This window comes from Streptomyces sp. NPDC003023 (assembly GCF_042888225.1).
Classification (GTDB): domain Bacteria; phylum Actinomycetota; class Actinomycetes; order Streptomycetales; family Streptomycetaceae; genus Streptomyces.
Map to the genome: position 1 here is coordinate 720009 of NZ_JBIAPL010000001.1, position 13399 is coordinate 733407.

At 70.8% G+C, this 13399-nt stretch carries 11 protein-coding genes and 2 pseudogenes; 8 read left to right on the plus strand and 5 right to left on the minus strand.

Annotated elements, in window-relative coordinates:
* Positions 1-3 precede the first annotated feature (3 nt).
* The 6 genes and pseudogenes from ACFYV1_RS02875 to ACFYV1_RS02900 all read left to right on the plus strand — a co-directional run.
* On the plus strand, positions 4-312 hold the full coding sequence (locus ACFYV1_RS02875) for a sarcosine oxidase subunit delta (RefSeq protein ID WP_389393551.1): 309 nt from the start codon (positions 4-6) through the stop codon (positions 310-312).
* Entirely contained in the window at positions 309-3233 is a 2925-nt protein-coding gene (locus tag ACFYV1_RS02880) for a sarcosine oxidase subunit alpha family protein (RefSeq protein ID WP_389393552.1), read from the plus strand. The genes ACFYV1_RS02875 and ACFYV1_RS02880 overlap by 4 nt, the downstream gene beginning before the upstream one ends.
* Positions 3226-3846 carry a sarcosine oxidase subunit gamma gene (locus ACFYV1_RS02885; RefSeq protein WP_389393553.1) on the plus strand — a complete coding sequence of 207 codons (621 nt, stop codon included), beginning with the start codon at positions 3226-3228 and terminating at the stop codon, positions 3844-3846. The genes ACFYV1_RS02880 and ACFYV1_RS02885 overlap by 8 nt, the downstream gene beginning before the upstream one ends.
* A complete protein-coding gene (locus tag ACFYV1_RS02890) occupies positions 3846-4337 on the plus strand; it encodes a serine dehydratase beta chain (protein WP_389393554.1) in 492 nt (163 codons plus the stop codon). The genes ACFYV1_RS02885 and ACFYV1_RS02890 overlap by 1 nt, the downstream gene beginning before the upstream one ends.
* Positions 4338-4666: 329 nt before the next feature.
* Positions 4667-5218, plus strand: coding sequence for a hypothetical protein (locus ACFYV1_RS02895; RefSeq protein ID WP_389393555.1), 552 nt, complete (start codon positions 4667-4669; stop codon positions 5216-5218).
* 108 nt (positions 5219-5326) lie between these two features.
* Positions 5327-5443: pseudogene (locus tag ACFYV1_RS02900) on the plus strand (GNAT family N-acetyltransferase); the annotation flags it as partial.
* A 234-nt stretch (positions 5444-5677) separates the two neighbouring features.
* On the opposite strand, the gene ACFYV1_RS02905 reads toward ACFYV1_RS02900, so the two are convergent.
* Together ACFYV1_RS02905 and ACFYV1_RS02910 are read right to left on the minus strand one after the other, a co-directional pair.
* Positions 5678-6388 carry a class F sortase gene (locus ACFYV1_RS02905; protein WP_389393556.1) on the minus strand — a complete coding sequence of 237 codons (711 nt, stop codon included), beginning with the start codon at positions 6386-6388 and terminating at the stop codon, positions 5678-5680.
* Between the two features lie 8 nt (positions 6389-6396).
* Entirely contained in the window at positions 6397-7185 is a 789-nt protein-coding gene (locus ACFYV1_RS02910) for a CHRD domain-containing protein (RefSeq protein WP_389393557.1), read from the minus strand.
* 423 nt (positions 7186-7608) lie between these two features.
* Between ACFYV1_RS02910 and ACFYV1_RS02915 the strand changes: the two genes are divergently transcribed.
* Positions 7609-8586: an Acg family FMN-binding oxidoreductase gene (locus ACFYV1_RS02915; protein WP_389393558.1), complete on the plus strand. Its 978-nt coding sequence runs from the start codon at positions 7609-7611 to the stop codon at positions 8584-8586.
* A gap of 83 nt (positions 8587-8669) precedes the next feature.
* Here the strand turns inward: ACFYV1_RS02915 and ACFYV1_RS02920 are convergent.
* Positions 8670-8863 (minus strand): annotated as a pseudogene (locus tag ACFYV1_RS02920) (alcohol dehydrogenase catalytic domain-containing protein); the annotation flags it as partial.
* A 279-nt stretch (positions 8864-9142) separates the two neighbouring features.
* Between ACFYV1_RS02920 and ACFYV1_RS02925 the strand changes: the two are divergent.
* Positions 9143-10015 carry a universal stress protein gene (locus tag ACFYV1_RS02925; protein ID WP_389393559.1) on the plus strand — a complete coding sequence of 291 codons (873 nt, stop codon included), beginning with the start codon at positions 9143-9145 and terminating at the stop codon, positions 10013-10015.
* Positions 10016-10315: 300 nt separating this feature from the next.
* Here ACFYV1_RS02925 and ACFYV1_RS02930 read toward each other — a convergent pair whose 3' ends face one another.
* Together ACFYV1_RS02930 and ACFYV1_RS02935 are read right to left on the minus strand one after the other, a co-directional pair.
* A complete protein-coding gene (locus tag ACFYV1_RS02930; RefSeq protein ID WP_389393560.1) occupies positions 10316-12337 on the minus strand; it encodes a SpoIIE family protein phosphatase in 2022 nt (673 codons plus the stop codon).
* 300 nt (positions 12338-12637) lie between these two features.
* A complete protein-coding gene (locus ACFYV1_RS02935; RefSeq protein WP_389393561.1) occupies positions 12638-13318 on the minus strand; it encodes a haloacid dehalogenase type II in 681 nt (226 codons plus the stop codon).
* Positions 13319-13399 lie beyond the last annotated feature (81 nt).

Consider the following 13399-nt stretch of genomic DNA (forward strand, 5'->3'; position numbering starts at 1 on the left):
CCCGTGCTGCTGATCACCTGCCCGTGGTGCGGCCCGCGCGACGAGACCGAATACCACTACGGGGGCCAGGCCCACGTCCCCTTCCCCGCCGACGCCGGCGACATGAACGACCACGAATGGGCGCAGTACGTGTTCTACCGCGACAACCCCCAGGGCCCCTTCGCCGAGCGGTGGGTCCACAGCACCGGCTGCCGCCGCTGGTTCAACGCCGTCCGGGACACCGCCACCCACCAGGTGCTCGCCGTCTACCGGCTTGACGAACCCCGGCCCGACACCGGCGACCACCCCGCACAGCCCGGAGCGAACCGATGAACGAGCAGCCCCACCGACTGCCGCGCGGCGGCCGCATCGACCGCCGTACCCCGCTGCGCTTCACCGTCGACGGACGGGAGATGACAGGGCACCGAGGCGACACCCTCGCCTCGGCGATGCTCGCGTCAGGTCTCGTCGAGGTCGGCCCGTCCCTCTACCGCGGCCGCCCCCGCGGCATCGTGACCGCCGGCCCCGAGGAGCCCAACGCGCTGGTGCGCATCGCCGGACCGTGCGCCGAGTCGATGCTTCCCGCGACCACGGTGGAACTGTACGACGGACTGGCGGCGGAGACCCTCTCCGGACTCGGCCGCCTCGATCCCACACCCGACCCGGCCGAGTACGACAAGAAGTACGCGCACACCGACGTCCTCGTCGTCGGGGCCGGCCCGGCAGGACTCGCGGCCGCCGTCGCCGCCTCACGCACCGGTGCCCGGGTGATCGTCGTGGACGACCAGCCGGAACCGGGCGGCGCGCTCCTGTCGTGCCCGCCGGGGGCGGCCCGCCCCGACGACACCAGGAACGTGGCCGAACGCAGCGCCGCCGACTGGGTCGTGTCCGCCACCGCGGAACTCGAGTCCGCGCCCGAGACCGTCCTGCTGCGCCGCACCACCGCCTTCGGCTGCTACGACGACAACTACGTCCTGGCCCTGGAACGGCGCACCGACCACCTCGGCGCCGCCGCCCCCGAGCACCTGTCCCGCCAGCGCCTGTGGCACATCCGCGCCCGTCAGGTCGTCGTGGCGACCGGCGCCCATGAAAGGCCACTGGTCTTCGAGGACAACGACCGGCCCGGAATCATGCTCGCCTCGGCGGTCCGCGACTACGTCAACAGGTACGCCGTAGCCCCCGGCTCGCGAGCCGTCGTCGCCACCACCAACGACAGCGCCTACGACACGGTGGCCGACCTCCACGCGAACGGCATCGAGGTCGCAGCCGTCGTCGACGCCCGACCGGAACTCTCCCTGCGGGCCGCCGAGGTCGCCGACGCAACCCGGTTGAGGGTCTTGACCGGCAGCGCCGTCGTGGGCACCGAGGGTGCCCCCCGCCTCACCGGCGTCACTGTCAGCGCCCTGGACGACGAGGGACGGCTCACCGGCGCCACCGAATCCCTGCACTGCGACCTGCTCGCCGTCTCCGGCGGCTGGAGCCCGGTCGTGCACCTGCACAGCCAGCGCCAGGGCTCCCTGCGCTGGGACGACGCCCTCGCCGCCTTCGTACCGGACGGCACCGTACGCGGCCTGCGGACCGCCGGGGCCGCCGGCGGAACGTACGACCTCGCCGACTGCCTGACCGAAGGGGCGCTCGCGGGCATCCGCGCCGCCGAAGCGGCGGGGTTCGAAACGCCGGAGGCCGTGCTGCGGGTGACGCCGGCCCAGGACCCGGGACCCGGACCCGGGCCGGTGCGCCCGTTGTGGCTGGTGCCCGGCCTCACCGGGGAACCGGCAGACTGGGACAGCCACTTCGTCGACCTCCAGCGCGACGAGACCGTCGCCGGTGTGTGGCGGGCCACCGGTGCCGGTATGCGCAGCGTCGAACACGTCAAGCGCTACACCTCCATCGGCACCGGAAACGACCAGGGCAAGACCTCCGGGATCAACGCCATCGGCGTCATCGCCGCCGCACTGGGCGACCAGGCATCGCCAGGCGACATCGGCACCACCTCCTACCGCGCCCCCTACCGGCCCGTCGCGTTCGCCGCCCTGGCCGGCCGTGACCGCGGCGACCTGTTCGACCCCGAGCGCACCACATCCATCCACCCCTGGCACGTCGCCCACAGCGCCGAGTTCGAGAACGTCGGCCAGTGGAAGCGGCCGTGGTACTACCCCCTGCCGGGAGAGGACATGGACGCCGCGGTGGCACGCGAGTGCCGCGCCGTGCGCGAGAGCGTCGGCGTCATGGACGCCTCGACCCTCGGCAAGATCGAGATCTGGGGCACCGACGCGGGCGAGTTCCTGAACCGCGTCTACACCAACGCCTTCAAGAAGCTGCCCGTCGGCTCCGCACGCTACGGCGTGATGTGCAAGGCCGACGGGATGATTCTCGACGACGGGGTGACCCTCCGGCTCGCCGAGGACCGCTACTTCATGACCACCACCACGAGCGGCGCCGCCGGAGTGCTGGACTGGCTCGAGGAGTGGCTGCAGACCGAGTGGCCCGACCTCGACGCGCGATGCACCTCGGTCACCGAACAGTGGGCGACCGTCGCGGTCGCCGGACCCCGCTCACGGGCCGTCGTCGCCCAGCTGGCACCCGACCTGGACCTCTCGGCGGAGACGTTCGGCTTCATGGCCTTCCACGAGACCGTTCTCGCCTCCGGGATCCCGGCCCGGATCTGCCGCATCTCCTTCTCCGGCGAGCTCGCCTACGAGATCAACGTCTCCGCCTGGTACGGCCTGGCCGTGTGGGAGCAGGTCCATGCCGCGGGCCTCCCGTACGGCATCACCCCGTACGGGACCGAGACCATGCACGTGCTGCGGGCCGAGAAGGGCTACGTCATCGTCGGCCAGGACACCGACGGCACCGTGACGCCGCAGGACGCCGGTATGGGCTGGGCGGTCTCCCGGAAGAAGGACTTCATCGGCAGGCGCTCCCACGCCCGGCCCGACACCGCCCGACCCGACCGCAAACACCTGGTCGGACTCCTGCCCGAGGACCGCACGACCCGGCTGCCGGAAGGCACCCAGATCATCGCCCCCGGGGTCCCCGTCACCCCCGAAGCCGGCCCCGTTTCCATGCTCGGCCACGTCACCTCCAGCTATCACAGCCCCGCCCTCGGCCGGCCCTTCGCGCTCGCCCTCGTCGCGGGCGGCCGGGACCGTATCGGCGACACCCTCCTCGCGCCGGTCGGCAACGCCCTCGTCCCGGTCCTGGTGGCCGACCCCGTGCTCTACGACCCCGAAGGGAGCAGGCGTGATGGCTGACCCGACCACCGCCGGCCCGGCAACGCTGCGCCGCAGCCCGCTCGCCCACTTGCCCGACCGTATGAACGCCGCCTCGTCGGGTGCCGCCCGCCGACTCACCCTGTGTGAAAGGCCGTTCATCACCATGGTGAGCCTGCGGGTCGACCCCGCCTCGCCGGCCGCGCGCCGCATCAGCTCCGTACTGGGATCACCACTGCCGGAGCACTGCGGCGTGACCTCCGGCCACGGACCGCACAAGGCGCTGTGGCTCGGCCCCGACGAGTGGCTCGTCGTCTCCCGGACCGACGCCCCCGGCCTGGTCGCGGAGCTCACCGGTGCGCTCGCCGCGGAGCCGGGCTCGGCCGTGGACGTCTCCGCCAACCGGACCACGCTGGAACTCGGCGGCCAGGCCGCCCGCCACGTGCTCGAGAAGGGCTGCCCGCTGGACCTGCACCCCCGGTCCTTCGGCCCCGGCCAGGCGGTCGCCACCACGGTCGGACCCGTCCCGGTGCTGCTCTGGCAGATCGACGACGAACCCGTCTACCGGCTGCTGCCCCGCGCCTCGTTCGCCGACCACCTGGCGCGGCGGCTGCTGGACGCGATGCGCGAGTTCCAGGCCCTGGGGGCACTCTGATGGCGCTGAGCGTCTTCGACCTGTACTCCGCCGGCATCGGCCCCTCCTCCTCGCACACGGTGGGGCCGATGCGGGCGGCCCGCCGGTTCACCGAACTCCTGGACCATGAAGGCCTGCTGGACTCCGTGCAGCGGGTACGGGCGGAACTCTTCGGCTCGCTCGGGGCCACCCGGCACGGCCACGGCTCCGACAAGGCCGTCGTCCTCGGCCTGGAAGGCGAGGACCCGGCCACCGTGGACACCGACCGGACCGACGAGCGCGTCGACCGGGTACGCGAGCAGGGCACCCTGCTGCTCGGCGGCAAACACCGGATCGCCTTCGACGGTACCGCCGACCTGGTGCTCCACCGCCGCCGGTCCCTGCCGGCCCACCCGGTCCCCCGTTCGACACACGCCCGCATGAAGTGCTTGCAGGAACAGGGCTCCAGGCCCGCGCCGCGTAGCTGGCTTTGGTGCGGCGCCGGTTTCTGGCGGCGGTCGGTCGTCGGCTGACCGCGCAGTCGCTGGACCGGCGTGAGCCGCAGCGCAGGCACCCGATCCTTTTGACGCTGCTCTCGCAGTCGGCCGCCGATGTGCTGGACGAGGTCATCAGTCCGTTCGACCAGGCCGTCTCGGCGCAGGAGAGCCGGGCGCGCATCAAGATGCGGGCCCTGGCGTCCGGACGGCGCACGCGTGACAGGTGCATGTGGCGGGCGGATCGAACCTCCGCGACACGACATCAACGCTTCCCAGGAAGGCAGCGGCGATACCCACGCACCGGCCGGCGCACGGCAGAATGCACCCCGGTGCCCGACCAGTGGCACCGGGACGGGGGGTCTTCCATGAGCAGCGAGCCGGCCATCGGCATCATCGCGGCCGCGGCGGCACTATGCGGCGCGGGGATCGGCGCGGCCGGCGCCGTCGCCGCCGCACGCCACGCAGCCCACGGTGCCCGCTACCAGGTGGACACTCAGGTCGCCGCCCAGCACCGGCAGTGGCTGCGGGAGCTCCTGCAGACCGCCTACTCCAACTTCCTCGCCGGGGCGAACCTCTACGCCCGGCGGATCGAGGAGGCTTACGAAGAGATTGACAGCGGGCGCTACAGCAACGCACGCGACATCATCACCGGCACCGACGATGCGACGATGACCACTCACGTCGCCGTGCTCGAAGTGGAGGCACCCGCCGCAGTGACCATGGCGGGCGAGCACCTGCACCTCACCGTCTCCGTGGGCCGGGACAAGGTGATGGAGTTTCTGGCCGCCGAGGAGGCAGGCTCCCCTTACGACGCCGAGACTCTGAGCGCCGCGCGGGCCTACTTCCGCCACGACCTCACGTTCACACGCCTGCGCTTCATCGACGCTGCGAGAGCCTCTTTGCGCGGAGAGGCCTGACGACGACGGCCCCCGCCGTAGCGGCGGGGCCCGAAGGCCGCCATCGCCAGGCGACCGGAAAGTCCAGAACAAGTCCCGGCTCCTGCGGCTCACATAGGCTGGCCGGTCTCGCAACGGGTGCTGCGCCGCAACGGGTTCAGCCCCTACGGCGTCGCGCACTCATCAATCTTCCTCGACGGGAGCTGGCAGGACGGGCTGCTGTGGGAGCGCATCCTGAGCGACTGACCGATCGTTTCACGACAACGTCCTCAGGCGGCCGAGGCATACGAGGCTCCATCCACTCCCACAACCAAGGGCAACCACATGGTCTTCACCTGCTTGTGCTGGTGCCGAATCCTTACCTACGGCAACCGTCGCACTGCCATCGCGCTGGGAGGAGAGGCCGATAGGGCACAGCGGAGGGACATCCAGCCCTCGTTGGGTTCGAAGGGCCGTTCGGCCCCTGCTGACTGAGGCGACTCAAAGGACGACCCTGGACAGGGACGCGTACACGACCACGTTGTCGGTGTAGCGGCGGTCCTGGGTGGAGTAGTCGCCCCCGCAGGTGATCAGACGCAGACCGGCATGGTCGAGATTGCGGTACACCTCCACCGTGGGGAATTCGTTCTTCGGGTACTGCTCGACTCGGTCCACGGTGAACATCACCGTGGTGCCATCGGTCCGGGTGACGTGAAGGGCGTCGCCCGACCGAAGTTCGCCAAGGCGGTGGAAGACCGATGGCTCACCGTTCCAGGTGACGTGTCCAGCGATGACCGCAGGACCTTGCTCACCGGGACTGGGGCCCGGTGCGTACCACCCGGCCAGGTCGGTGTTCTTCGGTGTTTCCATGGCCCCGGTACGGTCTCGGCCGAGCTTCTCCAGCGAGGAGGTGATCTCGAGGGACGGTACGGCCACGCTGACTGGAACCGACCGCCCCAGCGGGGTGACGGCCGAGCCGTCCTGAGGATCTGGACGGTGTGGATCTCGGCCCGCGGCCTGCTCATGAGCCTCCGTTTCGCCGGCCGTGGCCGTCGGCGGGGCCGGCGCGGCCGGTACGGACATGGACTCGTGTCGCAGCAGTCCCCCCACGGCCAGCAGGAGGAGCGACAGCGCGGCAAGCCCCCCGGCGGCCGTCAGGATGCCGCGGCGTCCGCCGGCCAGAAGCCGTCGGGGGGAGGGATCACGGTTCACGACGATCCTCAGTGCCCGTTGCCCTGGCGCCGCCTTGCGATCGTCGCTGCGGCCGCAGCGGCGAGCAGGCCCGTGCCGCCGAGGGCCATGAGCTGGGTGGACGTCCCGTTGTCGACCGGTCCGGTGCCGGTTTCGACCCCGCCTTCGGGCATTTCGCCGATAGAAGCACCGTGGACCATGCCGCAGTTGGCGGGCGCGGTGGCCTCCAACGGAAGCTTGGGGTCGAGTTCGCTCTTGCCGGCGTCCATGTCGTACGTGCCGTTGTCGTTGACGTCGATACCGTGCTGGACGATGTGCAGGTTCTTGAAGTGATCCGCGACCGCCCGGGAGACCGTGATGGTGCGCTCGTAGGAGAGCTTCCCGCTCTTGTCCGCGGTTGGCATCCGGTCGACGGCAAGGCCGCTCTCCTTGCTCGTATCGCCCTTGGTGGTCAGCGAGATGTTGATGTCCCCGTAGTCGGGCAAGCCCTCGACGGTGGAGACGATGCCGTCACCGCTCTTGTCGGCGCTCGCGTCAGGGCAGTGGAAGTTCTTGCCCTTCGTCGAGCCGTGGATGTGCTGGGCGTGCGGGGCGCCGGGCACCAGGCCCTCGGCCTCGATCTTCACCGTGAGCTCGGTCCCCTCCAGGCTGACCATGGCCGTGCCGGAGGCACCCGAGTCGTTCAGCTGCTGCAGGTCGATCTGGTAGCTCTGGTTCTCGGCGGCCAACGCGTGGCCTGCCGGGCCGAGTGCAAGGGCGGCCGGCAATGCGGCGAGTGCAATCGTCCGTGAGATGCGACGGCTTATCACGCTGCTCATTCCCTTCATCGAGGCCCCCATGGGAGCGGGCCGTTGGCGATGGAGCACTGGTGCCACCGCTGCTTTGGCTGCTACGTCCGACCGCAGCCAAAGCAGCGGCTCACAGGGGCATTCGGAGCCCTGGGCGAAGCGGATTGGTCGCCGCCTCGAATTCTGGGGCCGCTGTGGCGACTGAGCTTCATTGCGCTGTGCGACGGCGGAGTGCAACCGCTCTCGCCAACGGTCACCGGGCACCCGGGCAGCAGGCGCCACAGGAGCCCGGAGACCCGCTCGTCGATACGGCCCCCGACCTCCTGACCGCGGCGTCGGGCCCTGAACCCCGGGCCCAGGGCCGTTCGGCCCCGGTGATGCCCCCCTTGGCCCCCCCTCTTCGCTCCCTCACCGGCAACCCTGAAGGTGACCGCATTCCCGGAGGTGGCCGCAATGCCTGTCCGTACACCTGATTCGACATCGCTGACCTCGTGGATCGCCGACGCCACCAGGGCACCGTCCATGCACAACGCACAGCCCTGGCGGTTCCGCTACGCGGAGGCCGACGGCGTGCTGTCGATGCGTATCGACCCCGGTCGCGGGATGCCGCACACGGACCCCTCCGCACGCGGGCTGCACCTCGGGTGCGGTGCCGCATTGTTCAACCTCCGGGTCGCAGCGGCGCACGCGGGCTGGGAACCGCAGGTCAGACTGCTGCCGGACGCCAGGGACACGGACGCCCTCGCCGTGATCACCTTTGTCCCCAACACCGGGCGGGACGACATCGCCGACCTGTATCCGGCAATTGGCAGGCGGCACACCAGCAGGGAACCCTTCAGCGATGAGGCCGTTCCCGATGCTCTGCTCGACGGACTGCGCGGTGCTGCGCTGTCCGAAGGGGCACGGCTCGACCTGCCGGGCGACTGGCAGGCCCAGGCCGTGCTCGATCTCGTCCGGGACGCCGAGCACGCGGAGGAACTCTCCCCTGCCGTGCGGGAGGAGATCGCCCGATGGACCGCGGTCACGGACAGTGCAAGGCCCGAAGGGATCCCGGTTCACGCCCTGGGGCCCCGTCGCTACGACGGCCGGGCTCCGGTACGTGACTTCGCCCGGGGCCGACGCGTGGAGGGCCGCGGATCCGCTGTGTTCGAACAGTCGCCCTGTCTGGCGGTTCTCGGCACGCGTGTGGACACGAGGGAGGACTGGCTCCGCGCGGGTCAGGCCATGGAGCGCGTACTGCTGCGGGCGACGCAGGACGACCTCGCCACTTCGCTCAACTCGCAGGCAATGGAATGGCCGGAGTTGCGCTGGGCGCTGCGCGATCCGGAATCCGCCACGGGGTACGCGCAGATGATGATCCGCCTCGGTTACGGCCCTGAGGCTTCCGCAACCCTTCGCAGGCCCGTGTCCGACGTGCTGGTCATCACCTGACGAGTACGGCGACCGGTCCGTACGTCACCGGTCCCGCAGGCTGCCGGCCGATGCTGAAGCAGGACCGAGGCATGGCCGCCCCGGTCACCCACGGCCTCATGGCCAGGACCGTGCCCGGGCTCACCTCCGGAACGTCGCCTTTGACGATGTGCAGGTCAGTGCCGCAGCCGGTGACCGCGTCGACGCGTATCACCGCGTCGTCGGCGTCCTTGATCCCGCGGCCGGGAACGTCCTGCCAGGACGTCTGTCCAGGACCTTGGAACACGAGCGCCTTCATGACGTCGCCCTTCCTCTTGGCGGTGTGCAATGACGGGTCTTCGACCGGAGTCGCTCTGCCGGTTGGCGAACGCATGGGCCGGCCGGCCCATGGACGGGGACCGTGCGGCCGCCTGCCGTCCCCGAGGCGCTCGTGCCCTCCCTCGCAGCGGCCATCGGCCCGTGCGTCCGTGATGCAGGGCCGATCGGCCCTCGCGCACCGCGCATCGCTCCCGGATGCTGAACGGACAGAGGGCGGGCTTGTCCGGCCGTGCCCGTGGAAACCGTACGGAGGCACCTCATGGCCCGCGCGATATCGGTCGGTGTGGACGGATCACCGGAGAGCCTGGCGGCAGCCGACTGGGCAGCACGTGAAGCCGTGCTCCGTGGGATCCCGCTCCGCATCGTGCATGCCTGGCTCTGGCAGCCCCTGGACGTACCCGTCGTCCAGGACCGGGAAGCGCAGGCCCTGTCCGCCTGCGGAATCCTGCATGAGACCGAGACGCACGTGCTCGGCCGGTACCCAGGGCTTTCCGTCACTGGAGCAGTCGTGCCGGACGTGCCTGTCTCCGCTCTCCTGGGTGAGACGGAGAGGTCCGACATGCTGGTGATCGGTTCACGGGGGCACGGCGCGCTGATCGGCTTCCTTCTCGGTTCGTACGGCCAGCAGGTGATCGCCGCAGCGACGAAACCCGTCGTGTCGGTACGCACCCGGGACAAGGAGATGCCCCGGGCCGACACAGGTGAAATCGTCGTGGGCCAGCAGGGTACGCCGGAGGACAGCGAGCCGGTGCTGCGCTTCGCCTTCGAAGCCGCTGCCGCACGCGGTGCCTCCGTTCGCGCGGTGCGGGCCTGGAGCCTGCCGCCGGTCTTCGGCTACAGCCCGGGCTCGATGAGGCTCGCCGACGAGGCGGGAGGGCTCGTGCCGTTCGAGGAGAAGGCGCTTCAGGAGGCGCTCAGGCCTTGGCGTGAGCGGTTCCCTGCCGTACCGGTGACAGAGCATGTCGAGATCGGAAGCCCGGGGCAGGTCCTGCTGTCGGCCGCCTCGCAGGCCGGGCTTCTGGTGGTGGGCCGCCGTGCGCGCCGCGCCCCGGTAGGGACCCGCATCGGTTCCGTCGCCCACGCCGCCCTCCACCACGCCGGCTGTCCGGTGGCCGTGGTCCCGCACCCCTGACGACGGAGCGTCGCGCCGACGAGGCTCCTCCTCAGGCCACGGCTCGGGTATCCGCCTGCTGCGGATCTGCGACGTGAACCCGGTGGCCCAGACGGTCCGGCTCGGCAAACGACCCACCTCGTGCCGCTGGACCCCGCCTCCTGGGACAGTGCTGCAGCGATGCCTTGACCATCGCGACGGCCGGCGGACCGACAACCCGCACGTGATGGTCACCAAAGGAACAAAGGCCGGGCGGAGCCCGGCCTCGACCGCTGTCTCTCCCATGTCCTCGACGACTGCGGATACCCGTGGCAGGGCCGGTCACGGAACCTGGGGCACTCGCAGGGCCACGATGGCCACGTCGTCGTCGCTGTCGGCGGTGGGGACCGTGGTCAGGAGTGCGTCGCAGAAGGCACCCAGCGGCAGCCGGACCGTGTCGGAGGCGTGGCTGCGCAGTCGTTCCAGGCTGACGTCGATGTCCTCGTCGCGGCGCTCGACGAGTCCGTCGGTGTACAGCAGCAGCGTGGAACCGCCGGGCAGTGTTTCGACCGCGCTGTCGTAGTGGGGTTCCGGAACGAGGCCGAGCAGCGGGGCGTGGGCCGCGGTCAGGAAGCGCGCGGTGCCGTCGGCCTCCACCAGCAGCGGTGGCGGGTGCCCGGCCACGGAGTAGTGGAACGTGAACAGGCCGGTGGCCTCTCGTTCCACCCGGCCCAGGATGCAGGTCGCGGTGCACTCCAGGTAGAGGGCCTGCACCGAGCGGTCCAGACGGCACAGGACGTCGCCGGTGGCTTCCTGGCGGTCCAGGGCGAGCCCGCGCAGCATGTTGCGCAGCTGGCTCATGGTGACCGCTGCGGGCAGGTCGTGCCCGGTGACGTCTCCGATGCTGAGCACCAGGGTTCTGTCGGCCAGTTCGAAGGAGTCGTACCAGTCCCCGCCGACCTCGGCAGCGGCGTTGCTCGGGCGATAGCGCACCGCGAGGTCCAGGTCGGGCGGGTCCGGTGGGTCGGGGAGCAGGCTGCGCTGGAGGGCGAGGGCCACCTGCTTGGTGCGCTGGTACTCCAGGGCGCTGCTGAGTGGTTCGTGGGCCTGTTCCAGGAGAAGCCCCAGGAGTTCGGTCTCGGGCTGGCCCAGCGGTGGGCGGCTTCCGCTCGCGGAGGCCGTCACCAGGGCCGCGACGGTGCCTTCGACGACGACGGGCAGCAGGATCACGCTGTTCGCTCCGGGCGGCAGCCACGGCTCCGTACCCGGCGAGCCGAGTTCGGACGGGGGTGAGCCGGGCGGGAAGACGGCGTGGAGCGGGGTGCGCTGCTCGACGGCGCGTGCCAGGGGGCTGCCGGGGTGCAGGTGCTCCTCGCGGTGCGGCGGCAGCTCCGGCAGGTCCGGCCGGGTGGTGGCGGCGACGCGTTCGGCCGACCGGATGCCGTCGGGGTGCGGCAGCGCCTGGGGGAAGAGGTAGACAGCGCAGCTGTCGGCCACGTCGGGCACGACCACATGGGTGAGCGCGACGAGCATCTCCTCCAGCCGTACGATCCCGGCGGTGGCGGCACTGGCGCGGGCCAGAAGCTCCTCGCGGCGTGTCTCCTGCCACTCCTGCTCGACGTCCCTGCAGGTGCCCACCCACTCCAGCACCTCGTCACCGTCGATGACCGGCGCGGCCTCGACGGCGACGTGCCGGTAGCTCCCGTCCACCGTGCACACCCGGTAGGAGGTGGTGAACCGCGGCGGCACCTCGGCCAGGGCCCGGTACCAGTCCCGCACGACGCGCTCCCGGTCAGCGGGGTGGATCACCTCCGCCCAGCCGTCGCCCCGGTACTCCTCCCACCTCTGCCCCGTCACCTGCTCCCAGCCGGGGCTCCGCTCGATGACCCCGCCCTGGGCGGCCATCACCCAGATCACCTGCGAGCCCGCGGTGACCAGGCTGGCGTACCGCAGCAGGGCGCGTCGGCGTTCTTCGGACAGGACGCGGATCCGTTCCGCGGCGGTCACCTGGTCTGTGACCTCCACGCACAGTCCGAGGAGGCCCTGGGTGCCGTCGGCCGACGTCAGCCGCGACACGCTGCAGGTGATGTATCTCGGCGTCTCCTCGCCGCCTGCCCCCGGCAGACCGGTGGGGGCAGCCGTGAGCACCTCGCCACGGCCCGTGGCCAGCACTTGGTCCAAGAGCTCGAAGTACGAGGTCCGGGCCAGCTCGGGGAACACCTCGCGCACCGGTGTGTGCAGGGGGCGGTCGCCGAACAGTCTGCGGTAGGCCGCGTTGCTGTAGGCGATCCGGTGCTCGGGCCCGTAGGTGATGACGACGGCCATGGGCGTGGAGTCGAAGGCATCGAAACCGACGGTGTCCATTGGCCGGACTGGCCGGTCCTGACTCATGCGCACCACCGATGCTTTCGGTCACCAGGTCCGCCGTCAGCCCTGACGAGAGTCGCACCCCGATGCTCCCATGATGCGCCTGCCCGGTCTCAGCGACGCCTGGCCACGGCCGCCACGTCGAGTTCCCGGGCCGCCGGCTCCCCAGCCCGCGGACCTGCTCCACCGACCATCGGCAGTCGCGGATCCGTCGTACGACAGTGGTGGAACCCGCTCGGTGGCGGTCCCCGGGGGTGGGAAGTCGGGGAGCATCACGTCGGCGGGGGAGGCGGGGGGCTACGCGAGTGTCTGCTCGAGTTCCCGTAGGTCCTCGGTCGTGTACGTGGGACTCAGCATGACCTGCGGATAGTGCGCCGCTCCCCGCCGCAGCCATGCGCCCCGGAGTCCCGCGCGCTGCGCACCGTCGATGTCCCACGGATGAACTGCCACCAGCACCGCTTCGTCCGGACGTACTCCAGCCTGTTCCACGACGTACCGGTAGGCGGCTCGGGCCGGTTTCCAGCAGCGTGGCCCGCTCACGTCCAGATGGCTCTCGAAGCAGTCCGTGAGCCCGGCCCGGCCAAGGAGTCGTTCGCTGAGTTGCGAGCTGCCGTTGGTCATGGTCACCAGCCGGAATCCCTCCTCTCGAAGAGCACGTACGCCGTCGGGCACATCCGGGTGCACTTCCAGGCGGGACAACCCGTCCAGCACGTGACCGGCCGCCTCCTCGACGTCTCCGGACCACCCTGGCACGCTCGGCAACAATCCCCGCAGTCCTTCTCGCGCCACGGCGGAGAACTCCGCGAACGTTCCGGCCGCGGTGAGTGCGAAGCCATCACGGAGGACGCCTGCGAACCAGAGACGGAACAAGGACGGCGGGGCGCCGATCTCCTCGAAGCGGCTTCCCAGCGGGCTCATGTCGCTGAGCGTCTCGTTGACATCGAACACGAGCACGTCGCGGGCGTTCTGGCGCGGCACAATGTCCTCCAAAAGTCACCGGCGAACGAGCCTCCCGCAGAGGCCCTTCTGTGCTCTGAGCTGAGCTGAGCTGAGCGTACG